Annotated in this window: 23 protein-coding genes, 1 tRNA gene and 2 pseudogenes; 11 read left to right on the top strand and 15 right to left on the bottom strand. The window is 69.8% G+C overall.

Translation table 11 applies throughout. The features are described from left to right. Positions 1-238: 238 nt before the first annotated feature. The 3 genes and pseudogenes from ACGFIW_RS07905 to ACGFIW_RS07895 form a co-directional block, all read right to left on the bottom strand. Positions 239-1174 (bottom strand): replication-relaxation family protein, encoded by a 936-nt coding sequence (locus tag ACGFIW_RS07905; protein WP_393311807.1) that lies wholly within the window; start codon positions 1172-1174, stop codon positions 239-241. 623 nt (positions 1175-1797) lie between these two features. After that, a complete protein-coding gene (locus tag ACGFIW_RS07900; RefSeq protein WP_393311805.1) occupies positions 1798-2139 on the bottom strand; it encodes a hypothetical protein in 342 nt (113 codons plus the stop codon). 280 nt (positions 2140-2419) lie between these two features. Further along, positions 2420-2653 (bottom strand): annotated as a pseudogene (locus tag ACGFIW_RS07895) (replication-relaxation family protein); the annotation flags it as partial. Positions 2654-3479: 826 nt separating this feature from the next. Between ACGFIW_RS07895 and ACGFIW_RS07890 the strand changes: the two are divergent. The 5 genes from ACGFIW_RS07890 to ACGFIW_RS07870 all read left to right on the top strand — a co-directional run bounded on the left by ACGFIW_RS07890 (position 3480) and on the right by ACGFIW_RS07870 (position 6396). Then, complete coding sequence (locus ACGFIW_RS07890) at positions 3480-3866, top strand: hypothetical protein (RefSeq protein ID WP_393312756.1); 387 nt, start codon at positions 3480-3482, stop codon at positions 3864-3866. Between the two features lie 15 nt (positions 3867-3881). Next, positions 3882-4334, top strand: a complete 453-nt coding sequence (locus tag ACGFIW_RS07885; RefSeq protein WP_393311803.1) for a SitI3 family protein — start codon at positions 3882-3884, stop codon at positions 4332-4334. Between the two features lie 532 nt (positions 4335-4866). Then, positions 4867-5316, top strand: coding sequence for a SitI3 family protein (locus ACGFIW_RS07880; protein ID WP_393311801.1), 450 nt, complete (start codon positions 4867-4869; stop codon positions 5314-5316). A gap of 33 nt (positions 5317-5349) precedes the next feature. Continuing rightward, positions 5350-6081 carry a serine/threonine protein kinase gene (locus tag ACGFIW_RS07875; protein ID WP_393311799.1) on the top strand — a complete coding sequence of 244 codons (732 nt, stop codon included), beginning with the start codon at positions 5350-5352 and terminating at the stop codon, positions 6079-6081. A 239-nt stretch (positions 6082-6320) separates the two neighbouring features. Further along, positions 6321-6396 (top strand) — tRNA-Arg (locus ACGFIW_RS07870). A gap of 153 nt (positions 6397-6549) precedes the next feature. Here the strand turns inward: ACGFIW_RS07870 and ACGFIW_RS07865 are convergent. From ACGFIW_RS07865 to ACGFIW_RS07855, 3 genes and pseudogenes are all read right to left on the bottom strand, one after another. After that, positions 6550-7280, bottom strand: a pseudogene (locus ACGFIW_RS07865) (tyrosine-type recombinase/integrase); the annotation flags it as partial. Between the two features lie 415 nt (positions 7281-7695). Next, on the bottom strand, positions 7696-7956 hold the full coding sequence (locus tag ACGFIW_RS07860; protein WP_393311797.1) for a hypothetical protein: 261 nt from the start codon (positions 7954-7956) through the stop codon (positions 7696-7698). Between the two features lie 41 nt (positions 7957-7997). Further along, positions 7998-8249 (bottom strand): hypothetical protein, encoded by a 252-nt coding sequence (locus ACGFIW_RS07855; protein WP_393311795.1) that lies wholly within the window; start codon positions 8247-8249, stop codon positions 7998-8000. 139 nt (positions 8250-8388) lie between these two features. Here ACGFIW_RS07855 and ACGFIW_RS07850 point away from each other — a divergent pair, with 139 nt between their 5' ends. After that, the gene (locus ACGFIW_RS07850; protein WP_393311793.1) at positions 8389-10017 is read left to right on the top strand and encodes a DHA2 family efflux MFS transporter permease subunit; all 1629 of its coding nucleotides are present in this window, start codon (positions 8389-8391) and stop codon (positions 10015-10017) included. Then, a complete protein-coding gene (locus ACGFIW_RS07845) occupies positions 10001-10603 on the top strand; it encodes a TetR family transcriptional regulator (protein ID WP_393311791.1) in 603 nt (200 codons plus the stop codon). The genes ACGFIW_RS07850 and ACGFIW_RS07845 overlap by 17 nt, the downstream gene beginning before the upstream one ends. Positions 10604-10715: 112 nt before the next feature. On the opposite strand, the gene ACGFIW_RS07840 is transcribed toward ACGFIW_RS07845, so the two are convergent. Beyond that, on the bottom strand, positions 10716-11600 hold the full coding sequence (locus tag ACGFIW_RS07840; RefSeq protein WP_393311789.1) for an NAD(P)-dependent oxidoreductase: 885 nt from the start codon (positions 11598-11600) through the stop codon (positions 10716-10718). Between the two features lie 35 nt (positions 11601-11635). Between ACGFIW_RS07840 and ACGFIW_RS07835 the strand changes: the two genes are divergently transcribed. Further along, positions 11636-12007 carry a winged helix-turn-helix transcriptional regulator gene (locus ACGFIW_RS07835; protein ID WP_393311787.1) on the top strand — a complete coding sequence of 124 codons (372 nt, stop codon included), beginning with the start codon at positions 11636-11638 and terminating at the stop codon, positions 12005-12007. Positions 12008-12373: 366 nt separating this feature from the next. Here ACGFIW_RS07835 and ACGFIW_RS07830 read toward each other — a convergent pair whose 3' ends face one another. The 3 genes from ACGFIW_RS07830 to ACGFIW_RS07820 all read right to left on the bottom strand — a co-directional run bounded on the left by ACGFIW_RS07830 (position 12374) and on the right by ACGFIW_RS07820 (position 14440). Beyond that, on the bottom strand, positions 12374-13141 hold the full coding sequence (locus ACGFIW_RS07830) for a hypothetical protein (protein ID WP_393311785.1): 768 nt from the start codon (positions 13139-13141) through the stop codon (positions 12374-12376). Between the two features lie 79 nt (positions 13142-13220). Continuing rightward, positions 13221-13820, bottom strand: a complete 600-nt coding sequence (locus ACGFIW_RS07825; RefSeq protein ID WP_393311783.1) for a ClpP family protease — start codon at positions 13818-13820, stop codon at positions 13221-13223. 134 nt (positions 13821-13954) lie between these two features. Continuing rightward, positions 13955-14440: a helix-turn-helix domain-containing protein gene (locus tag ACGFIW_RS07820; protein ID WP_393311781.1), complete on the bottom strand. Its 486-nt coding sequence runs from the start codon at positions 14438-14440 to the stop codon at positions 13955-13957. 383 nt (positions 14441-14823) lie between these two features. Between ACGFIW_RS07820 and ACGFIW_RS07815 the strand changes: the two genes are divergently transcribed. Continuing rightward, positions 14824-15837 carry a potassium channel family protein gene (locus ACGFIW_RS07815; RefSeq protein WP_393311779.1) on the top strand — a complete coding sequence of 338 codons (1014 nt, stop codon included), beginning with the start codon at positions 14824-14826 and terminating at the stop codon, positions 15835-15837. Between the two features lie 78 nt (positions 15838-15915). On the opposite strand, the gene ACGFIW_RS07810 is transcribed toward ACGFIW_RS07815, so the two are convergent. After that, entirely contained in the window at positions 15916-16395 is a 480-nt protein-coding gene (locus ACGFIW_RS07810) for a MarR family winged helix-turn-helix transcriptional regulator (protein ID WP_393311777.1), read from the bottom strand. 82 nt (positions 16396-16477) lie between these two features. Here ACGFIW_RS07810 and ACGFIW_RS07805 point away from each other — a divergent pair, with 82 nt between their 5' ends. After that, positions 16478-17122, top strand: coding sequence for an FMN-dependent NADH-azoreductase (locus ACGFIW_RS07805; RefSeq protein ID WP_393311775.1), 645 nt, complete (start codon positions 16478-16480; stop codon positions 17120-17122). Between the two features lie 70 nt (positions 17123-17192). Here ACGFIW_RS07805 and ACGFIW_RS07800 read toward each other — a convergent pair whose 3' ends face one another. The 3 genes from ACGFIW_RS07800 to ACGFIW_RS07790 form a co-directional block, all read right to left on the bottom strand. Further along, entirely contained in the window at positions 17193-18260 is a 1068-nt protein-coding gene (locus ACGFIW_RS07800) for a 2-oxoacid:ferredoxin oxidoreductase subunit beta (protein WP_393311773.1), read from the bottom strand. Further along, entirely contained in the window at positions 18253-20100 is a 1848-nt protein-coding gene (locus tag ACGFIW_RS07795) for a 2-oxoacid:acceptor oxidoreductase subunit alpha (protein ID WP_393311771.1), read from the bottom strand. Before ACGFIW_RS07795 ends, ACGFIW_RS07800 begins: the two co-directional genes overlap by 8 nt. A gap of 362 nt (positions 20101-20462) precedes the next feature. Next, complete coding sequence (locus ACGFIW_RS07790) at positions 20463-21896, bottom strand: hypothetical protein (protein ID WP_393311769.1); 1434 nt, start codon at positions 21894-21896, stop codon at positions 20463-20465. A 128-nt stretch (positions 21897-22024) separates the two neighbouring features. On the opposite strand from ACGFIW_RS07790, the gene ndhC reads away from it, so the two are divergent. After that, the gene (gene ndhC / locus ACGFIW_RS07785) at positions 22025-22402 is read left to right on the top strand and encodes an NADH-quinone oxidoreductase subunit A (protein ID WP_088986508.1); all 378 of its coding nucleotides are present in this window, start codon (positions 22025-22027) and stop codon (positions 22400-22402) included. A gap of 65 nt (positions 22403-22467) precedes the next feature. On the opposite strand, the gene folP is transcribed toward ndhC, so the two are convergent. Next, complete coding sequence (gene folP / locus ACGFIW_RS07780; RefSeq protein ID WP_393311767.1) at positions 22468-23337, bottom strand: dihydropteroate synthase; 870 nt, start codon at positions 23335-23337, stop codon at positions 22468-22470. Positions 23338-23377: the final 40 nt, after the last annotated feature.

The following is a 23377-nucleotide window of genomic DNA, read 5'->3' as shown; positions in this document are numbered from 1 at the left end:
TATTCGGCGGCGGGCGTGGCCCGAGCGGCCTGAGGAAACGGACCAGGAGCAATCCTGACACCGCGACTCAGGCCGACTCAACGCTTTCGATCGAGGCGCAGTCCCCTCTGGTCGCCCCGGTGCGCGCCCGCACGGCGGGTGATGGTTACCGGCCCGGCGAGCTGCGGGTGGAGGGTGGATTCGGCGGCGTGTGCGGCCCGCAGGCCACCGCACGCGCCATGTGTCCCGCTCCCCCTCATTAGGCGGCCCGCTCGTCCGGGGTGGGCTGGTGGTGGGTGGGGTATTGGTCGTCGTGGTGGGTGTCGGTGTAGGGCAGGTCGATGAGGCGGCGACGGCCGGTACGGCCGGGCAGTTGCCAGATCTGGTGGGCGGGGCTGGCGGCGAGGGCGGTGCGTAGTTCGGCGGTCGTGGTGGCGATGACCGCCTTCAGGTCGGTGCCGGCGATCCGGTGGTGCAGGTTCGCCTCGCGTCGTGCGGAGGGTAGGTGCAACAGCACCGGCCATGCCCAGGTGCTGAGGAGGTAGAGCCGCTCGTATTTGATGATTTTGTCGATGAGGACCTGCAGGTTCTCACCGCTGGTGTCGTACTCGAGGAAGAACGGCACGGAACGTTCGTGCTCTGTCCATATCCCGGCGCCGTCCGGGCGGGGGAAGCCGGTCGCTCCGGCGATGATGAGGTGCGGGTTGGCGCCTTTGCGGTAGAGGGTGCCGGGTTCGTGGTAGGCGGACGCGGGCTGCCAGCGGACCAGCTTCGTGTCGGGGTGGGTGCGGGCGTGGGCGGCGAGGTCGATGAAGACCTGGTTGCCGCCGAGCAGGTGCGGCAGGTCCGGCCGGGAGGTGAGGGACTGTTTGCGGCGGCGGGCCTGGTCCCGGCGTGGCCGGCCGAGTCCGCGTTGGGCGTGGACGTGGTCGTAGCCGAGCTGGTCCAGGACGTAGTGGTACGGGTGGGAGCCTCCGTCGGCCTTGTTGGGCCGGAACCGGTCCACCGCGCGTAAGGCGGTGAGGCGGCGTAGCCGGCGTTGGGTGAAGTCCAGGGACGGGAACAGAGCGGCGGCGACCTGGTCGGTGGTGAGCACGCCGTGGTCGTAGAGCCAGCCCAGGAGCCGGTCATCGCGGGCGGTGATGCTGGCCTGCAGGCGCAGCAGCGGATCCGCGGTCGGTAGGTGTTTACCCATGGGCACAAGCCCCTGGGGGGAGACCCGAAACTGGAGGGTCTGTCTGGAGCGGTCGCAGACTGCTGACAGCGGGGTTGACCTGGGCTGTGAGTGGCTGTGGGGGGTCAGGTTGGGGGTCAGGATCAAGACGGACGGTAGAACGGAGATCGGCACTGACCGCTGAAACGCCGGGCACAACGGGTTCGGCCAGACGGTGCGGTGAGGGTGGGTGTGAGTCGGGCCGGTGACGCTGGTGAGGATCGCGGTGCGGGGTGATCATCGTTGTTGCTCCAAGGTCTCAGGTGCGAGTGGGTGTGAGGTTGGTGCGCCCCGCGGCCGCAGCGGGCGGAAGCAACCGAAGGTCCGCAGGCGCTGTGCGGAAATCCTGCTTGGACATGTCAACCTCCCTGGTCTCGCGCGTTTGGCGAACTGTCGGTGACACGGGCAGTGTCAGTCGCCTGCCGATCGACGTGGCCACAGCGGCTGCGACCTGCGGTGTGAGAGCCGTAGGGGTTGCCGTTCGGGTTCGAAGCGAACGGGCAACCTCGCCAGTCCCCTGACACTGACGGGCGGTCGCCTCGGTGGCCGCCCCGGTCTGCTCCTCGACCGGCACGCAGGCCGGTCGAGGAGCAGCGGTCGGGTGGTCAGGGGCGCGGCGGGTAGTGGTACTGGCCGTCGGCGACGGATTCGTCGTAGGGGCGCTCGGGGTCGTAGATGGGGTGTGGGGCTCGGGGCCGTACCTCCTTGAAGGTCACGGTGTCGGGCGGCCACTGCTCGGGGGTGTGGGGAAGGTCGGTCAGGGCGAGGCGGTGTGTCTCGCCGATCGGCTGCCAGACCGGGTCGGCCGGGTGGCCGTTCTCGGGGTTGCTGGTGACGACGGTGAAGTGCCGCGTGTTGCGGCGCTCGAGGTAGCGGCGCAGGTCCTGCTCTCGCTGCGGGTCGGCGGCGTGGAACAGCAGGGTCGCCAGACTGGTTTGTTCGGCCAAGCGTCGGTAGGCGTGGACGCGGTCGGCGAGGTCGGCGGGACGGATCTCGCCGGGGTCGGGCTGGTACCAGAACGCGTGGCGGTCGCGGTCGTAGATGTACTCGCCGTGCCAGGCGGCATGTCGCGCCGCGGTGACGTATCGGCAGGTGCGCGGTGACCACCAGGTGCGTAGGTCGCTCTTGGGTTTGGTGAGCGCGTGGGTGGCCAGGTCGACGAAGAAGTCGTTGGCCTGCAGCAGGCCCGGGCAGCCCCGCGTGTTCGCGGAGCTGGTCGCGGGCCCGGTAGGCCTGCGCCGGTGTGACGTCGCGGTCTTCGTCGAGTGGGGTGAGTTGGGCGCCGATCGGGCCGAGGCACCACGAGGTGTCGGCGGTGGCCGCGGTGCCGGTGTTCCAGAGGCGGTCGATCCAGCCGCGGCGGGCGAGGATCGCCAGACGTCGGGTGGCCGACGCCGTGGTGGTGGCGAAGCCGAGTGCGGTGAGCTGCGCGGTGGTCAGGACGCGGTGCTCGGCGAGCATCTCGACGGCCCACCAGTCGGGCAGGCGCATGCGGCCGCTCTCGGCCAGGAGCAGCTCCGCCGGGATCGGTCGGGTGGACGGAACAGTGAACTGGGGATGATAGGTGGTCAACATGACCGGTACCTCCAAGATGGTGGGTGCCATCCCCGGATTGGGGGTGGCAGGGGTGGATGAATGCCTGTGCGTCCGCGTCGGTGCGGCACACCTCGGGCGGATCACGCCACCGCGGTCGTGCGTCGCGGTGAGTGACAGGGCAACGGCCCGCCTGTTCCGTGCCCGGACGGCAGCCCGAGCACGGAACCGGCCGGTCCGCGCGGTCGGATCACCGGCTGGTACCTGCGGTACGGCGAGAATCCGTGCGCGGCTTGTGGCGCCGTCATTAAGGAACCGCCGTTTGTGTGCTCTGGCGAACGCCTGTCCCACTCACAACCGCTCACAGCCACTCACAGTGGGTGGTTTCTCAGTCGAGGTGATCTTGTCGGTTGCCGGCGACGGTGAACTTCTCGCCATCGAATCTGGTTCGGATCGAGTTGCTGCCATCGAAGATGACCTGCCCGTGTTTACGGGGGCGGACGCGGTTCGACTTCGCTGTCACCGGACAGATCCAGCCCAGGCTCAGGCGAGGGCTGGCGGTCGCTCGCCGGCCAGCCCTTCCCTCGACACCGACGGCAGTACGGCCGCAACCACACCCGCCAAGGAAGCCGCCGATCTCCCCGGGTCGGCCTTCACCCGCTGGAGCAGGCCACCCACAGGCGTTCTCGGCGGCTCACCAACCGGACCACGGACCAGGATCCCACCGCGCGAGGACGAGGCGGTACGGCGCTCACTGGAGTTGGAGAACGAGTGCGCCGACACCCTCGCCCACGACGGCTACCGCGTACACCAAAACCCGACACGGCTGGAAATCGCCGATGCACGCCAGAGCACCGGCGACGGAGGCAAGCCCGACAAGGAACCCGACTACCTCGTCGAGGGCCACGTCTTCGACTGCTACGCGCCCACCCCCGGCAAAGCGGTACGCGGAGTATGGACGGAAGTGTCGCAGAAGGTGGCAAGGCAGCAGACCCAGCGGGTGGTGTTGAACCTGCAGGACTGGCGCGGTGACATCACCGCCCTGCAGAAGCAGTTCGACGACTGGCCGGTCCGACAGCTCAAGGAACTGGCCGCGGTGACCCGAAGCGGTGCGATCATTCAGATCGTCCGACGAGACTGAGAAGGCAGGCAGCACGTGGGCATCGAGTACCGACTGACCCTGGCCGGCAACACTCCGCTGGAGGACCTCGCTCCCCTCGTCGCCCCACACGGCGTCGAGGAGTCGACACAGCCCGGCTACCCCCGGCTGCTCAGCGCCGACCTCCGGGAGGAACTCGGCTACACGGTCACCATCTACGCAGGCAGCAACGGCTACTTCGACGCCGAAGCCGACGGCGGCACCCGATGGGAATGGGAACCCGACACGTACACCAACATCGTCTTTGACCTGCGCAAGAACAACCCACTCGACGACGTGGTCCCCACGATGATGTCGGCCGTCGGCCGCGTTCTCGCCAGCCGGCAAGAGGATGCCGCGCTCGTGCTCAATGGCAACTGGCTCCTGCTGAGGCGAGTCGCGGGAGAACTACGCGAACACCGACAATCGTGGTGGGACTTTTACGGCGTTCGGGAGACGATTGTGCGGTAGGCCGGTCCACGGCGGACACCACTCGTCGGCTGTTCCTGCCGGACTTGGCGGTGGGCCGCGACGGAGGCAGCGGGCGCTGAGAAATTGGGGTGTACGCGGAACGGTGTTGTGCCGCCTCCAGACTGGCGGGTGAGGCCGTGGCCAGCTCGCCCGCGGACCCGACGGCGTCGGGCCGACGTCCTAGTCGGCACGCTGCGACGCCGACGGACCCGTGACCGCCTGCGCGGACTCTTCCTTTCTGCGACCGGCGGATCGAGCCGCCGGTCGTCCTCTGTCCGCCAGGGGTATGTCTCGACTGCTACGCGACCTCTCTTCCCGTGCCGGGCCGCGCAATCTGGGGCGCGGTATCTAGAAAGGTCGACGCCGAGCAGACCCAAGGCGTGATGTTGAACCTCCATGCCTGGCGAGGAGACCTCGCCGCCCTGCACAAGCAGATCCACGACTGGCCCACGACAGGCTGGAGGAAATGGCGGCGGTAACGCGTGACGATGCGATCCTTAGACCATCCGGCGAGGCTAACGAAGGGACGCGGATGGCTGTCGAGTACCGGTTGACACTGGCGGGCGACATCCCACTCGAGCAGCTGGCGGAACTGGCCGCTCCGGGAGCGGTCGAGACGTCCACGGCGTCCGGCGGCAGGATGCTCAGCGGCGACCTGAACGACGAGCACGGGTACGTCCTGGACATCACCGGCGGCCGGCGCGGCTACTGCAGCGCCGAGGACGACGGTGGTGCTCTGTGGGAGTGGGAGCCGGAGGCCTACGTCGATGTCAGCTTCTACATGCGCAAGGAAACCCTGGTCGACAGGGGTAAACCCCAGATGCTGGCAACGGTGGCCAGGATCCTCGCCGGCACGGCCGAGGATGCGGCCCTGACTCTCAACGGCGACGTGCTGATGCTGACGCGCGTCGCGGGCAGCCTTCGAAAGCACAACACCGACGGCTGGAACGACGAAGACTACGACAGGATTCTCCACCCCTGAAGGGCGTACGCCTACCTGCCTTACTCTCCCTGCGTGGAATTATCCCTGGACTCTGCGTTCGCAATCTTCGACGCCCAGGACTCCGGGTGCGTCTCCTACGGCGTCGAGGCGTCCGGGCGCCGCTGGTTCGTCAAGACAGCCACCACCGCGCCCAGTCGCCATTCCCTGCTCCGGGCTGCCAGGTTCCACGCCGCGGTCCAGCACCCGGCGATCGTGCGCCCCGAGCACGTCCTCGACGGGCCGACGCTGGTCTATCCGTGGCATGACGGCAGCGTGCTGAACCACGCCACCGTCCATGGTTCGGATCGCAGCGCACTGCACCGGTTTCAGCAACTACCCGTGCCCGACGTCGAAGCGGCCATCGACACCATCCTCGACGCACACCTGGCCATAACCGCCGCCGGATACGTCGCGGTTGACCTCTACGACGGCTGCTTCCTCTACGACTTCCACGCCCGCCGACTCCGCCTGATCGACCTCGACGAGTACCGGCCCGGGCCGTTCACCCTCGACGCAGACCGCCTCCCCGGATCCCGCCGCTACATGGCTCCCGAAGAATTCGTCCGCGGCGCCGTCATCGACCAGCGCACGACCGTCTACACCCTCGGCCGCACCATCCACCACCTCCTCGACTCCCCACCCGGCTGGCGCGGCTCCCACCACCAGATGCAAGTAGCCGTAAACGCCACCGCCACGACACCTGCCGACCGATACCCTGACGTGGCAGCACTCACCGCCGCCTGGCGCACCCTGCCGAATCCGTAGCCCGGAGCGCATCGTCATCTTCGATGATGTGCACGTTGTGTGCTCTCCAGCGGATGCCAAACCCGAGTGAACCGGTGCCAACGCGGGGCACCGCGGCCGACCGCCGGTCGCAAACCGGGGTACGTGTGCTCGGCGTGTGGCCCTGGGCTGGGCGAACGGCGGTCCGGGTGACGTGGGTGAACGTGGGCCACTCCCTGCCACCCCAGGTGAACCCCCAGGTCGCTAGACTAGGCCCTCGCGCCCCCGTAGCTCAGGGGATAGAGCATCGGTTTCCTAAACCGTGTGTCGCAGGTTCGAATCCTGCCGGGGGCACCAACGCAAGGCCCTGACCAGCAAGAAGCTGACCAGAGTCTTGGTGACTATCTATGTAGTTTCGAATCGCCCCCCGAAGCCCCTCGGTAACGCTGGTGGGCGATCGGGTTCTGGCGGGTCCGTGGTGGGGCACGACGGGGGACGGCCCCTGTGTGTCTATCCGTTCCGGTGTGGGCCATGGGGGCGACGTTCGTGCCTGCTGGTGGCCCGGCCAGCGCCGAGTTGTTCGAGGATGTCGGAGCTGTCCGGGGCGAGAGCGGGCTTGACGATGTAGCGCCTGTTGGTGACCTGCTCGCTGGCGTGCCCGAGCTGGGCTGCGGCGTGCTTGGCGTCAGCCGCCTTGTCGATCAGGGGTGGCGACGGTTTTGCAGGAGGTGTGTGGCGGAGCCAGCGTCGACGCGGGCCTGACGCCACTGGCGGCGCACGTTCTGCGGAGACAGCCAGGTGCCGCGCCGGGAGGCGAAGATCGCATCGTGGGGGTTGTTGGCGGCGTTGAGCTTTCGGGCAATCAGCATTCCTACTGCGAAGCGGGTAAGGACAACGATTCGGAAGCCGGCGTCGGGTTTCGTCCAGTCCTGCCGGAAGAAGCCCTTGCCCTTGAGGTAGACGATGGTGCCGCAGAGCGGCAAGGTCGGGTCTTTCCAGCCCGTTGCCAGGATCTCGCCGATGCGGGCGCCGGTGGCGAGTATGAGGTCGACGATGTCGCCCAGATCGCCGGTGTGCCGAGGCCCGGGTTCACCGGGGCTGGCCTGCTGCTACCGCTGGATTGCCGCACCGACGCCCTCCAACTGCTCCGTTTCTGGGGCGACGACCTTGCGGCGTGGGTTGCGCGGTCGGCCGGTGTCGCGGACGGGGTTGGTCGTTGTTACGCCACGGCGTACGGCCAAGGTCGTCCAACTCGTCCCGTCCGCGCAACGGAAACCGCGGATCGCGTGAGCCTAAGGCCTGTTTCATAAGAACTGGCCGGCCTGCGGCGGGCCCGGACGACGACCGGCGGCGCAACCGCTCCCCCCTGGCGACGTCGCCGTTCTCCACCAGGAGTCCGAGGTTCTCCCTGCCGACCAGGCGCACACCCGTGAAGAACGGCGAGATCGTGCGGGGTGCCAGGCGACAACTGGGGGCATCGTTCGCGCCGCCGGAATATCCCGTTCCGAGAGGGGCCCACAGCCGTTCGCTGTGGGCCCCTCTCTCCGAAAACCGCGACCGTCTAAACGGCGGGCGACCGGTCAAACTCGGTGGACCTGTGACTACTGGGGCACCTTCTCCGGCGTCTCGCCCAGGGCGTGCAGCTCCTCCTTCCTCTTACGGGGCGACGATGAAGTCCCGCACCAACGGCTTGAAGGCCGAACGGCCGCCGTCGTCGACCGCGACGACCACGCGTACCGAATCGTCCAGATCCGGCAACGCATATGTCACCACGTTGTACCGAACCCCGTCGCTACCGATAACGACCGTGTTCTTGTTGTCGTCGAGCAACGCCTCTAGTTGAGCGAAGGGCAGCTCGTGCAACTCTGCCAGAACTTGATCGGCAATCTTCTCTGCCACGGTGATGTCGAACGCCACTGTTTGCACCTCCCTGTTGCCAGCGTCTGCGGGCTGTTTGGCTACCAGAAAATCGGGATGCGATAGGTGCGATGGCTTCCCTTTACTCCCGGCCGCCACCAATCGACCTGGAAGTGCTTCCGACTGCCCAGGCGCCCAAACGGATGCGGCTTGCGATCATAGCCGATCCACCAGCCTGATTTATTGCTCTTGTACTGAAGGCGCTTGTTCTTCCAACTGGTGCCCTTGAATCGGGCCTTGAACCGCACACCCTTCGCGAACAGGCGAGCCGCAGACCCGGCGGCCTTACGCATCTGCCAGTTGGCGAATTTGTTATTAAGGCGCCTGGCGTCATCAATTGTGCGCTGGAGCCACCTCTTCGCCAGCCCCTTCCAGCCGTAGTCAGCGTGTCGCGGTCGGAACCCGGCCCGACGCTTGCCGTGCGACCCCGCCTTGACTTCCCCAACGTGGGGGTTACCCTCATTTAGAGGTAGCACTTATAGAAGGGAGGCACCCATGAGGAAGGCCGGGTCGAGCCGATGGCTGGCGCTGGGGGCGGTCAGCTTGAGCGTGCTGGCGGTGAGTCTGGACGGCACGGTCCTGTCGGTGGCCCTACCGACACTCGCGGAGGAACTCGACGCCTCGCAGGCCGATCTGGTCTGGTTCTCGGCGGGTTACCTGCTCGTCCTGGCCGCGGCCGTGTTGCCGGCGGGTCTGCTTGGTGACCGCTTCGGCCGCAAGAAGGTCATGCTCTCGTCGCTGCTCGCCTTCGGGCTGGGCTCGGCGGTCTGCGCGTACGCCACGTCGGTGGGCGTCTTCCTGGCCGGCCGGCTCCTGCAGGGCCTGGCCGGTGCCGGGATCACGGTCATGGCGCTGTCCGCCCTGATCGTCCTGTTCGAGGAGCAGGAGCGCCCCAAAGCCGTCGGCATCTACCAGGCAGCCAACTTCATCGCCCTGCCACTCGGCCCGATCCTGGGTGGCTGGATGCTGTCGAGTTTCTGGTGGGGGTGGGTCTTCCTGATCAACGTGCCGGTCGTCCTGCTCGCCGTGGCGGTGGGCGCCGCACTCATCCCCGAGTCACGAGCAACACAGCGGCCCGGCCTGGACCCGCTCGGTATGGTCGGTTCGACGCTGGGACTGGCACTGGTTATCTACGGCCTCATCGAAGCTGCCGAGAAGAGCTGGCGCAATCCTGCTGTGCTGGTGTCGATCGTCGGCGGTGCCGCTGTCCTCGCCGGGTTCGCCGCGTGGGAACGCCGACTCGGACATCAGCCAGATGGTCAACCGTTGATCGACACGGCGCTGTTCCGGTCCGCGTCGTTCGTGTGGGGCGCCGTCCTCACCGCGGTCGCGGGTCTGGCCATGATCGGGGTGCTGTTCACCATGCCCCAGTACTTCCAGGGCATCCGAGGCGTCGACACCCTCGGCTCCGGACTGCGCCTGTTGCCCCTCATCGGGGGAATGGTTCTCGGCGCGGGGCTGGCGAGCCGGCTCACACGAGCCTTCGGCCCACGGATCAGTGCCACCGCAGGCTTCGTGCTCCTCGCCGCCGGTCTGGGGGCGGGTGCCGGGACCAGCCTCACCGCAGGCAACGGGTTCGTCGCGGGCTGGACGGCCGTCGTCGGCCTGGGCACCGGCCTGGCGCTGGTCGCCGCGACGGCCGCCGCGCTGTCCGGCTTGTCGGTGGAACGCAGTGGCACCGAGTCTGCGGTGGTTCAGGCGTTCAACAAGACCAGCGGTCCGCTCGGCACTGCCATCATGGGCAGCGTGCTCGTCGCCGTCTACCACGCACGCCTCGACAGCGCCGATCTCGACGGCGTCTCCGCACCCGCCGCGCAGGCGGCCCGCCGGAGCCTGTCCGAAGGCATCGCGGTCGCTCGCGAGATCGGCTCACCTGCCCTGGAACACGCATCCCGCGCCGCCTTTGTGCACGGGCTGAGCGTTGCACTGCTGGTCAGCGCGGGCATCGCCGTCGTCGGCGCGGTCGCCGCCGCCGCATTTCTTCCCCACCGGGATTCCGGCCGGAGCACCGGGGCCGGCCCAACGTCGAAGGAGGCTTCCGCACATGCCGTCGCGGGCTAACTACCCAACGCCGGGCCTGCGCGAACGCAAGAAAGCCAGGACCCGCGCCGCCATCCAGTCCCACGCCCTACGGCTGTTTCGCCAACACGGCTACCAGGACACCACGATCGACCAGATCATCAACGCCGCCGAGGTCTCCGAGACAACCTTCTTCCGATACTTCCCCACCAAGGAAGACGTCGTACTCCACGACGATTTCGACCCCCTGATCGCCCAGATCCTCCTCGACCAACCGAGCGGACTCTCACCCATCCAGGCCATCCGCGCCACATTCCGCCAGCACTTCACTCAGCTCCCACCTGAGCAACACCAGCAGATGCGCGATCGGGTCTCCCTCATCACCGTCGAACCCGCGCTGCGAGCCGCCATGCTCGACCAGTACTCCCAGGCGCTGCAACTCCTCGCTGACGCCATCGCCGAACGCACCGGACGCGCACGCGACGACCTCGCCGTCCGCACCATCGCCGGCGCCGCCATCGGCGCCATGATGGCAACCCTCGCCACCCTCGCCGACAACCCGGCCGCCGACCTGCCCACGACCATGGACCAGGCTCTCGAACATCTGGAGACTGGGCTCTCGCTATGACCAGGCCATCTCGCGACCGCTGAATACCGGGCGCTCCAGCCCGCGCCGACAGCACAACCCGTCGGTGCGGGCTGTGCAACGCCCTGTCCGCAGCGCCCTCGACCGCCGGCCCTCAGCGCCGCCCCAGCACCTCGGTGACCCGGACGAAGCCGTCGGTGCCGTGGCCCAGTCCGATTGCGCGGCGGGCCATGCCCTCGGCGGCACGCATCACACCCGCGTCGATGCCGTGCGCCTCGGAGGTGTGGACGATGTGGGCCATGGACGAGACGGCGGAGGTGATCGGATTGTCCTCGCCGGAGAAGTTGCCGTTGTCCACCTTCACGGCGGTCTGCTCGAAGATCGGCGGAAGGATCGCGCCGATGCCCATGGCGAACGGGGCCAACTCCCGCGCGGCCACACCCTCCGCCCGGGCCACCGCCAGGGCGTGCGCGTAGCCCGCCATCGCGGTCCAGAAGATGTCGAGCAACGCGATGTCGTAGGCGGCGGCCCGGCCGATCTCCTCGCCGAGGTGGGTGTGGGTGCCGTCCAGCGCGTCCAGCACCGGCCGGTGCTCCTGGTAGAGAGCCGTCGGGCCACTGTGGATGAACACCCCGGCCGGCGTACCGATGGTGGTGGTCGGCGTCATGATGGCGCCGTCCAGATACCCGATGTCATGCCCGGCCGCCCATTCCGCCGTGTCCCGGGCCCGGTGGGGAGTGTCCGCGGTCAGGTTCGCCACCGTGCGCCCGCAGAGCGCCGCGGTGACCGCGTCGTGCCTCAGGATGGCGTCCGATGCGTCGTAGTTGACCACGCAGACCACTGTCAGCCCACTCGCGGCGACCGCCTCCTCGGCCGATCGGGCGGCGGTGGCGCCCCGCTCGACCAGATCCCGATCTCGGCCCGGCGTCCGGTTCCAGACCGTGGTCGGCAGGCCGGCGTCCAGGAACGCGCCGGCCAGGGCCCGCCCCATCGGCCCCAGGCCGAGCACCGTGACAGACTTTTCGGAGTACGAGGGCATGCTTCAACTCCCAGAAGTGTAGGAAGACAGCGAAGATGACGCGCAGTCGTGCGCAGGACCTCAACGTGTGCGGAGTGACCGCCGCGATCGCCGTGATCGACGGCAAGTGGAAGACGTCTCTGCTCTGGCTGCTGGAATCCGGTCCGCACCGTCCCGGCGAGCTGCGCCGGCAACTGCCGGGCCTCACCGAGAAGGTGTTGACTCAGGCGCTCCGCGAGATGGAGGCCGACGGACTGGTGCACCGGGAGGTGCACGAGGTGCTGCCGCTGAAGACCGTCTACTCGCTGACGGCGTTCGGCCGGGATCTCGCCGAGGCGTTGGCTCCCGTTTCCGACTGGGGCCACCGTCGCCTGGAGAAGCTCACCGTGGCCGAGGGACCTCCCGCACCATCGCCCACCTCCCCGTAGACCCGGCCCCGCACCACCCACAACCAGACTCACCCGCGCCCGCCGCGCCGACAAGTACCCACAAAAAAGTGGCTACCGCAGGGGTCGTGGTGGCCGCTTCGGATAGTCGTGGCCGACCAGGTAGGTGACGGCGGCGATGCCGGTGAAGACCGCGGCGAGAATCGTGACCGTGACGTAAGCGGCGAACATGAGCCCTCCCTGTGGATGTCTGCCTCAGGGAGGGCTCGCTGTCGCGGTTTGTTACCTGCGGTGCGGTGACCCGCGGCACAGCGGGTGCCACGCCGGCTCGGGTCGGGCGTCAAACGCCGCGTGGGCTGCGGGAGACCCGCAGCCCACGCCTTGCCGCCGACGACATGTCGGCCGCGGTCAGAGGAACGCGTACATCTCCGCGGCGGCCGCCTCGGTCTCGCCGGCGGGCGGAGCTTCCACCGTGACCGGCTTGCCGAAGTCGCTCATCCGCATCTCGGTGACGAGGTCACCCAGCGACTTCGTGGCGATCGTGTAGGAGAGCATGGTCATGCGCCCGTCGGCGTCGAGGGTCGCCTCGAACGGGATCGCCGTCGGGTCCTTCGCCAACTTGGCGGACGCCTCGATGCCGTCCTTCATTCCGGCCTCGGTGCTTGCCGCCGCGGCGGCCTTGTTGAGATCGGCGACGCCGGTGTACCGGCCTTCGCCAGTCTCCTGGGCGGACACGGTGCCGCCGATGAGGCCGGTCTGCGACTTGAAGTCGAACGACTGGCGTAGCGTGCTGGTCGGCTTGAGCTTGCTGAGATCGATCTTCATCCAGGGCTTCTTGCCTTCGAGCGAGTCCGACTTGAGGTAGGCGGCGTCGCCGATCATCCGCACCTCGATCGGCTCCGGAGCCTTGCCGCTGATCTGGACCGCGCGGGCGGCCGGGTCCATCTTTCCGCTGAGGGTGATCGACTGCGGGCCGGCCTTGACCGAGGCCTGCATGCTGAGCGCGCCGGCGAGGCTGCGGTCCATGCCCTGCTTCACGGCGGCAACGGGGTCGGCCTTGGACGTCGCCGGGGCGGCCGACGAACCGGGCGTGTCCGGCTTGTCGGAGTTGGTGCCGCAGCCGCCGACGAGGGCGACGGCGAGGGCTATCGAAAGGGTGGGTATCAATCGGCGCATAGACGTGACCCTAATGGGCGACCGCCACCCGGTTTGCCCGTGGTGGCGGTGTGGCAGGCCAGGGGGTCAGTCGCGGGGATCAGACCGTCGGCAGCTGCTCGGCTCGGCTGAGCACCTGGTCGACGAGGCCGTAGTCCCGGGCCTGCTCGGCGGTGAACCACCGGTCGCGGTCCCAGTCGCGCTGGATCTCGTCGAGCGTTCGTCCACTGTGTTGGGCGATCAGTTCCTGCATCGTCCGCTTCACGTGCAGCATGTTCTCCGCCTGGATGGTGATGTCCGAGGCGGTGCCGCCCATTCCACCGGACGGCTGGTGCATCATGACCCGCGAGTGCGGCAGCGCGTACCGTTTACCGGCCGCGCCCGCGCAGAGCAGGAACTGCCCCATCGAGCCGGCGAACCCGAGCGCCAGGGTGGCCACGTCGTTGCGGACGTAGCGCATCGTGTCGTAGACCGCCATTCCCGCGCTCACCGACCCGCCCGGCGAGTTGATGTAGAGGAAGATGTCGCGGTCGGCGTCCTCGGCGGCGAGCAGCAGGATCTGCGCGCAGATCTGGTTGGCCGACTCCTCGGTCACCTCGGTGCCGAGGAAGACGATCCGTTCCCGCAGCAGCCGCTCGAACACCTGGTCGCCGAAGGACGGCTGCGCGCCGTCCCGCATCCACACGCCGTGAGAGATCATGGGTCGCCGCCTTCCACCGTGCCGGCGAGCGGTGGGACCGCCCGGTGGACCGGCCCCTCCAGCGTGCGGCGACAGTGGTCGTTGGCCCAGTGATTCTGCCGCCGGCAGATCCGCCGACGGCAGAACCGCGCGGCCTACGCGGCGATCACCCGCCGCGCGCCCGCCCGGGCCCCCGCACAGCCACGCAGAGCGGCGGTACGCGGACCGGAGCGCGAGCCACCAGCGGAGGCCATCGCCCCGACGCAGAGGGTCGGGCCGCTCGCCCCGGGCGCCCGGTGCAGGACCGGCCGGCTCGTCCGCAGGGCGTGCTGGCCCGTGTCGTGTCGCGCCACCTCGGCGCGTTCGAACCGGGGGAGTTGCGCCCGCGGCCCGGCCGGGACGCGAGGCTCCACCCGACGCAGGTCGTCGCGGGCCTCCTCCAGCAGGTCGGAGAGGCGGATGCCGAGCGCCCGGCAGATCGCCGCGAGCACCTCCGAGGAGGCCTCCTTGCGACCGCGCTCGACCTCGGACAGGTAGGGCACGGAGACACCGGCGGACGCGGCCACCTCACGCAGCGTGCGGCCCTGGCTCTGCCGCAGTCGGCGGAGCACTCCGCCGATGACTCGTCGCAGCAACGACATGCCGGCCTCACTCTCGCGGTCGTCGTCGGGAACACTCTCATCATGCCCGCCCCCGGCGGTCCGGGCCGACCCATCCGGGCCCGCGCCGCTCGGGGGCGCGGGCCCGGCGCGTCATTGGCGCAGGTGACCGCGCCCGGAGGCCGGCTCGGCCACCCGCGTGGTCGCCGCGAACAGCGCCCGGATGCCACCGGTGGGAGGCTGTGCGTCGCGGGATGTCGTCGGCCCGGTCCTGGTCCTCGCACATCAGGTGGGCGGTCCGTCGCCACTGGACCCTCCGGTGCCGGTGGGGTGCCGGTTGTCCGTTGCGCAACCCGGACGTGCCGGGCGCGGCGTACCCGCTATGTTGTGCTCGTGCAGGCGACGGCGGCGGGGCAGGTTCGACGGTGATCCATTTTCCCGCGCAGCGCCGGGGTCCGCTGAGCGCGCTGAGCCTGCGGCTCGCCGCCGCCCTGGGCCTGGTCTTCGCCGTGGTCGCCGCGGTCTATCTGGGCCGCGACGGCTACCGCGATGTCAACGAGGACGGCCTCACCCTGCTCGACTGCTTCTACTACGCGGTCGTGTCGCTCTCCACGACCGGCTACGGCGACATCACGCCGGCCGCCCCGTCGGCCCGGCTGGTCAACGTCCTCTTCATCACTCCGGCCCGGGTGCTCTTCCTGATCATCCTGGTCGGCACCACCCTGGAAGTTCTGACCGAGCAGTACCGGACCGGCCGTCGCCTGTCGCGGTGGAGGAGAAGCGTGAAGGACCACGTCATCATCTGCGGCTACGGCACCAAGGGGCGCAGTGCGGTCTCCGCCCTGCTGGAGAATGGTCTGGACCGGTCGCGGATCGTGGTGGTGGAGCGCAGCGCCGCCGCCCTGCGGCAGGCCACCTCCGCCGGCCTGGTGGCGATCGAGGGCTCGGCGACCCGCTCGTCAGTGCTGAACGAGGCGCACGTCAAGAACGCCAAGGCCGTGATCATCGCGACCGACAGTGACGACGCGTCGGTGCTCGTCGCGCTCACCGTACGGCAGCTCACCGCCGGGCAGGTCCGGATCATCGCGGCGGCCCGCGAGGCGGAGAACGCGCCGCTGCTCAAGCAGAGTGGCGCCCATCACGTGATCGTCTCGTCGGCCACCGCCGGCCGGCTGCTCGGCCTGTCCACCTCGGCTCCGCCGCTGATCGACGTGGTGGAGGATCTGCTCACCCCGGGGCAGGGCATGGCGTTGGCGATGCGCTCGGCGGAGCGGGACGAGGTGGGCCGTTCACCACGCGAACTGGACTCGTTGGTGATCGCTCTGGTGCGGCGCGGCAAGGTGGTCACCCTGGCCGACCGGGCCGGCGCGGTGATCGAGACCGGCGACATGCTTGTGCACGTGCGCGACGACCGCCCGCAGTCGGCGACGACCGCCTGATCGTTTGCGGCGGTGGCCGCGTGACCGCTGGGCCGGTGTTGGCCGGCCTGGCCGTCGGATTCCGGTGGTGGCGGCTGGTCAGCAGGTGTCGTCGGTGCCGCTGATCGCCTCGGTGCAGGTGACCGACGTGCCGCTGGAAGCACGGCTCAGCAGTTCGTAGAGCGTCTCCCGCTCGGTGGGATCCAGGGCACCCAGCACCTCGTCCTCGGCGCCGGCCAGGGCGCATTCGGCCTCGCTGAGGCGTTTTGCCCCATCTTCGGTGAGTTCGACGACGTGCCGGCGGCGATCCTCGGGGGAGCGCCGACGCTCGATCAGCTGCTTCGCCTCCAGGTCGTTGAGCAGCCCGACGATGTTGGTGCTGTCCATTTCCAGGATGGTGGCGAGCGCCGTTTGACCGGTGCCGCCGCCGGCGCGCAGCACGGTGAGCGCGACCAGATGCCGGGGGCGTAGCCCCAGCGGCGCCAGCACCGACTCCGACCGCAGTCGCATCCGCCGGGCCAGATGGTCCAGGAGTGCGCCCGAGCGGTGCTCTGCGGAGTCGAGCGGCTGCGCGGACATGTGACCCAGTCTACCGACTCAGCGGAACATCGGCCTGGTATAAATAGTTGGTGCTGCACAGACGATCCTTGGAGGAGGAATAATGCATCTGCTGCATATTGACTCGAGCATTCGGGGTGACTGGTCGGTCAGCCGCCGGCTCACCGCCCGCGCGGTCGCCACGTGGCGTGCGGCCCATCCGGACGGCACGGTGACCTACCGGGACCTGGGCGCGGATCCGCTGCCCCACCTGGACGCGGCGGGCGGCCTGGCCCGGATGACGCCCGCGGAGCAGCACACCCCGGCGCAGCGCGAGTCCTGGGAGCTCAGCGAGCGGCTGGTCGACGAGGTGAAGCAGGCCGACGTGGTGCTGCTGGGCCTGCCGCTCTACAACTACGGCGCGCCCAGCAGCGTCAAGTCCTGGGTCGACCACCTGATCGTCGCCGGCCTCACCTACGACCCGACGACGCAGGAGGGCCTGCTCGGCGGCCGCGAGTTCGTGGTGCTGGCCACCCGTGGTGGCGGCTACGGTGAGGGCACCCCGCGGCACGGCTGGGACCACGCGGAGCAGTGGCTCCCGCACGGCCTGTCGATGACCGGCCTGGAGCCGCGTTTCATCAGCACCGAGCTGACCCTGGCGCCCTCGGTGCCGGCGATGGCCGAGCTGATCCCGCTGCACGAGGCGAGCCTCGCGGCCACCGAGAAGGAGATCGACAACCTCTGGACGCCGGCCTCCGCCCAGCGCTGAGCCGGCACCGGTACGAACGAGAGCGGCCGCCCCCGGATCGGGGACGGCCGCTCTCGTCAGCTCGGACGGGTCAGAGGATGGTCCAGGTGTCGCCGCTGGCCAGCAGGCCGGCGAGCTGCTGCTCGGGAGTCTCGGTGACCTTCGCCTTGGCGGCCGCGAGCTGACCCTGCACCACGCTGTCGTAGGACGGTCGGTCCACCGAGCGGAACACGCCGATCGGCGTGTTGCGCAGGTCCAGGCCGGGCAACCGGGACAGCGCGAAGGCGTATGCCGGGTCGGTCACCGTCGCGTCGTGTACGACGATCTCCTCCGGGCGGACCGAGCTGGTCTCCCGGACCTCCAGGCCGAAGCCACCCGGCGGGTGCACCACGCAGAACCGCCCGTCGGTGCCGCCGAGCTGGCCGTTCGGCTCGCGAGCAGCGCCGAAAGTGATCGGCTGGCCGTGCTCCAGACGGATCAGGTAGTCGTCCCGGGTGGACGGGTCCTTGAGCTGCTCGAACGCCCCGTCGTTGAAGATGTTGCAGTTCTGGTAGATCTCCACGAACGCCGAACCCTCGTGCTCGGCGGCGGCCCGCAGCACCGACTGCAGGTGCTTGCGGTCCGAGTCGATGGTCCGGCCGACGAAGCTGGCCTCCGCGCCGAGGGCGAGCGAGAGCGGGTTGAACGGGGCGTCCGCCGAGCCGGCGGGGGTCGACTTGGTGACCTTGCCGACCTCGGAGGTCGGCGAGTACTGACCCTTGGTCAGACCATAGATCCGGTTGTTGAACAGCAGGATCTTGAGGTTGACGTTGCGCCGCAACGCGTGGATCAGATGGTTGCCGCCGATGGAGAGCGCGTCGCCGTCACCGGTGACCACCCAGACCGACAGGTCCGGTCGGGACACCGACAGGCCGGTGGCGATCGCCGGGGCGCGGCCGTGGATCGAGTGCATCCCGTACGTGTTCATGTAGTACGGGAAGCGGGACGAGCAGCCGATCCCGGAGACGAAGACGGTGCGCTCCCGGGGGATGTTCAGCTCCGGCATGAACTGCTGGATGGCCGCCAGGATGGCGTAGTCACCGCAGCCGGGGCACCAGCGCACCTCCTGGTCGGACTTGAAGTCCTTCGCGGTGAGCTTGAGGGCGACGGGCTCAGACATTCTTCAGGACCTCTTCCAGCGTCGTCTCCAGCTCGGCGGCCGTGAACGGCAGGCCACGGACCTGGTTGTAGCTGATCGCGTCGACCAGGTAGCGGGCCCGGATGACGTGGGCGAGCTGGCCCAGGTTCATCTCCGGGATGACCACCTTGTCGTACGAGCGCAGCACCGCACCGAGGTTGGCCGGCATCGGTGCGAGGTGTCGCAGGTGCGCCTGGGCGATGGACAGGCCGCGCTGGCGCACGCCACGGCAGGCCGCGCCGATCGGCCCGTACGTCGAGCCCCAGCCGAGGACCAGCACCCGGGCGTCGCCGTCCGGGTCCTCCACCTCGATGTCCGGCACTCCGATCGCCTCGATCCGGGCGGCCCGGGTGCGCACCATGAAGTCGTGGTTGGCCGGGTCGTAGGAGATGTCACCGGTCTTGTCGGCCTTTTCCAGGCCACCGATGCGGTGCTCCAGCCCGGCGGTGCCGGGGATCGCCCACGGACGGGCCAGGGTCTCCGGATCGCGCAGGTAGGGCAGGAAGGTGGTGCCGTCGTCACCGTTGGGCTCGGTGGCGAAGTCGACCCGCAGGTCGGGAAGCGACTCCACGTCGGGCAGCAGCCACGGCTCCGAGCCGTTGGCCACGTAGTTGTCGGACAGCAGGATCACCGGGGTGCGGTAGGTGAGCGCGATCCGGGCCGCCTCCAGCGCCGCGAAGAAGCAGTCCGATGGTGACCGGGGCGCGATCACCGCGACCGGTGCCTCACCGTGCCGACCGTAGAGCGCCATGTTGAGGTCGGCCTGCTCGGTCTTGGTCGGCATGCCTGTCGACGGGCCGGCGCGCTGCACGTCCACGATCACCAGCGGCAGCTCCAGCGCCACCGCCAGCGAGATCGTCTCGCTCTTGAGCGCCACACCCGGGCCGCTGGTGGTGGTCACGCCGAGCGACCCGCCGTACGACGCGCCCAACGCCGCGCCGACCGCGGCGATCTCGTCCTCGGCCTGCACGGTGAGCACGCCGAAGCGCTTGTGCTTGCTCAGCTCGTGCAGGATGTCCGACGCCGGAGTGATCGGGTACGCCCCCAGGAAGACCGGCAGCCCGGAGCGGACCCCGGCGGCGACCAGCCCCAGCGAGAGCGCCGCGTTGCCGGTGATGTTGCGGTAGGTGCCCGGCTTCATCTTCGCCGGCTTGACCTCGTAGCGGACCGCGAAGTCCTCGGTCGTCTCGCCGAAGTTCCAGCCGGCGCGGAAGGCGGCGACGTTCGCCGCGACGAGCTCCGGGCGGGACGCGAACTTGCGCTCCAGGAAGCGCAGCGTCGACTCGTACGGTCGCGAATACATCCAGGAGAGCAGGCCGAGGGCGAACATGTTCTTCGACCGCTCGGCGTCCTTCTTGGACACCTGGTGGTCGGCGAGCGCGCCGACCGTCATCGAGGTCAGCGCCACCGGGTGCACGACGTAGCCGGCAAGCGAGTCGTCGTCCAACGGGCTGGTCTGGTAGCCGACCTTGGCGAGGTTGCGCTTGGTGAACTCGTCGGTGTTGACGATGATGTCCGCGCCGCGCGGCAGGTCGGCCAGGTTGGCCTTGAGGGCCGCGGGGTTCATCGCCACCAGCACGTTGGGCGAGTCGCCCGGGGTGAGGATGTCGTAGTCGGCGAAGTGCACCTGGAAGCTCGACACACCGGGCAGGGTGCCGGCGGGAGCCCGGATCTCGGCGGGGAAGTTGGGCAGCGTGGAGATGTCGTTGCCGAGCTGCGCCGTCTCCGAGGTGAACCGGTCGCCGGTCAACTGCATGCCGTCGCCGGAGTCACCGGCGAACCGGATGACGACCCGGTCGAGCTGACGGATCTGCTTGGTCACTGTGCCACCTTCGTTCGCGACTGCGGGGCTGGCCAAACCGGCTCACTCCTCGCGCTCACGCCTCGCTGCGCGCGGTCGCGCGAGCGGCTGAACATGATGGCGACCTCGCCTTGCCCGGCCACGGAACCTCCTTGACGCGACGTTTCACCGCACCGCCTCAGGCGAGTCCGGTCGCTGTCGTACCCTCACCCGAGAGCCTACGTCTAAGGGGGCCCTAACCACTGCCGGAGGTCCGCCGACTGGGACCGACCTGGGCCGGGTAATGCCCTGGTTTGCGGGCTTACGCACCGCCCGCCGTAATTCAGATCACCACCCGGCCGCGTCGGCGACCCCGAGCACGCGCGGTCGGGGTCGCCCGTCGATCAGTCGGCGGTGTGGGGCGCGGGCTCGGGCCTGGAGCCGGAGAACCGGCGGCGCAGCGACGTGGCGGCCAGCGTGAGAGCCAGCACCACCAGCAGCGCGGACACCACGATCAGGAGGACCGCGGTGCGCTGCACCGAGGTCATCCCGCCGTCGTCGCCGGCGGCGGCACCCCCGGGGAGTACGCCCTGGGAGCCGGTCGGTGCGGGCGGTGAGACCACAGGGGTGGCCAGCGCGGCCGCCGCGGTGATCCGGAAGCTCATCTGCACCTGCCGGGTCGGACCGCTGCGCGGGTCGAGTCGACCGATCACGGCACCGGAGGACGGCGCTTCCCGCTGGGCCTGCGGCGTCGCCTCCACCGGCAGCCGCAACTCGACTGTCTTGCCCGCCGGCACCGGGCCCGCCTCGCACCGGGTCCGGGTCTCGTCGACCGCCACGCAGCCGGGCGGCGGGGTCGGGACGGTCACCCCGGCCGGCAGGACGACCTCGAACCGGCCGGCGGCGTCCACCGTGCCGGTGTTGCCCAGCCGGAGCGCGAGGGCGCTGGCGGTGCCGCTGATGTCGAAGGCGACCTCGTCGGCGGCCAGCGTGATCCCGGGCACCGGCGGACCGGGCGGGAAGAGCACCGCGAAGCCCTGGTCGTCGACCGCTTCCCCGGGCACGCCGGGCGCGTCCGCGACGACCCGGACGGAGCCGGCGAGCGGCATCTTCTGCCACGCGGTGCCGTCGACGCGCAGGCGGAGCAGGGCGCTGAACCGGACGCCGGCTCCGGTCGTCCAGGCCCCACAGGAGTACGCGCCGCCGCCGGTGGTGGTGCAGCCCTTCGTCCCGGCGTCGGTCAGCCCGGCCGGCAGCGTGTACGAGAGACGGATACGTTGCGCGGTCGTGCCGGTGTTGTTGACAGTCACCTGGAGGGTGGCGGCCGAGCTGGCCGCGTTCCAGTACGCCTCGGTGAGGGTGACGTCCTGGGTGGTGACCTGGACGCCGAGTGGGTTCGGCGGCGGTGCCTCCGGACCTGGGGCCGGGGGGCGGACCGGCGGGACCGGTGGAGGCGGCGGCACCGGGGGTGCCGGTGTGGGTGGTCCGCCCGGCACGGGCGCGGCGTTGCTCGGTGCCGGCGGCACCTCCGGCGCGGTGGTCTCCGGTGCCGGCGGCGGCGTCTCCGGTGGCGGCACGGTGGTCTCCGGCGCCGGGTTGGTCGGCACCGGTTCCCCGCTCGGTTCCCCGGTCGGGGGCGGGTCCTGCGTCGGGCTGGCCCCGGGGTCACCCCCTGGTTCGCTGACCGGGTCGGTCGCCAGCACGACCCGGTCCGCGACCGCCGTCGCCGCGCTGGCCCAGGCCGGCCCGACGGCGAGTGCCGCGAGCAGACCGAGCGTGAGCGAGACCGCCAGCAGGGACGCGGGGCGCGGCCCCTCCGCCCGTGTACCGCGCGCCATCTGTCCTCCGGTGACATGGGTGGGGGTCCAATATCCGTAACAGTTGCCCCGGTGCACTAGTACCGTGCGGAAACAAATCCGTAACGTGTTTGGGACGGCCCCTCCGGGTGGGCGGTAGGCTCCCGACTGTGACCGGTTACCTGGGCTCGTACGCGACGCTCGGGCTCCTGCTGCTCGCCAGCGTCCTGTTCTTTGTTACGGCGTTCTCGGCCAACCGGGTGTTACGCCCCGCGCGTCCGGCCGACCCGCCGGGCAAGCGGGCCAGCTACGAGTGCGGGCTCGACCCGGTCGGCGCGGACTGGGCACAGATGCAGATCCGCTACTACGTGTACGCGTATCTGTACGTGCTGTTCGCGGTCGAGGCGGTGTTCCTCTTCCCGTGGGCGGTGGTCTTCGACCGGCCGGGCTTCGGCCTGGTGACGGTGGTGGAGATGGCCGTGTTCGTGGCGGTGCTCGCGCTCGGCATCCTCTACGCCTGGCGCAGGAACATCCTCCGCTGGACCTGAGCGTCCCGATCTCCGGCGGTCGTGCCGTCGGCCCGGCCGTTGGCGGTCGGTTGCGGCGACGACGGTCAGGCCAGGCCGCGGCGGGTCGCCGCCGGCGGGCGGTCGCCCCGGATCGAGGCCACCATGTCCAGCACCCTGCGGGTCGGGCCGACCTGGTGGGCCCGGAACACCCGGGCGCCCAGCCAGGCCGAGACCGCCGTCGCGGCGAGCGTCCCCTCCAGCCGTTCGGGCACCGGCAGGTCCAGCGTCTCACCGATGAAGTCCTTGTTGGAGAGCGCCACCAGCACCGGCCAGCCGGTGCCGGTCAGCTCGCCCAGTCGGCGCGTGATCTCCAGGGAGTGCCGGGTGTTCTTGCCGAAGTCGTGCGCCGGGTCGATGAGGATGCCGTCGGGGCGTACCCCGGCCGCAACCGCGCGCTCGGCGAGCCCGGTCACCGTCGCGACGACGTCGGCGACCACGTCGGTGAAGGCGGCGCGGTGCGGCCTGGTCCGGGGGACCAGGCCACCGGCGTGTGCGCAGACCAGGCCCGCGCCGGTCCGCGCGGCCACCCGGGCCAGGGCCGGGTCGGCACCCGACCAGGTGTCGTTGAGCAGGTCGGCGCCGGCCGCCACGGCCTCCGTCGCCACCTCGGCGCGCCAGGTGTCGATCGAGATCACCACCTCGGGGAACGCGGCCCGGACTGCGGCGATGGTGTCCACCGTGCGGCGGATCTCCTCGACGACGTCCACCTCCACGCCGGGGCCCGCCTTCACCCCGCCGATGTCGATGATCGCCGCGCCCTCGTCCACGGCCCGCTCCACCGCGCGCAGAGCGCTGTCGGCGGCGAACGTGGCCCCCCGGTCGAAGAACGAGTCCGGTGTGCGGTTGATGATCGCCATCACCACCAGCTCGTCGGGGGCGAACGTGCGCCCGCCCAGCCGAAGCGCCCCGGCCATGCCCGCCTCCCGAGAGTCCGCCGCCGCCGCCGCCGCGTCG

Source organism: Micromonospora sp. NPDC048935 (assembly GCF_043197875.1).
Taxonomy (GTDB): Bacteria; Actinomycetota; Actinomycetes; order Mycobacteriales; family Micromonosporaceae; genus Micromonospora.
The sequence above is the reverse complement of the archived record's forward strand: the minus strand, read 5'-3'. Positions and strand labels throughout refer to the sequence as shown.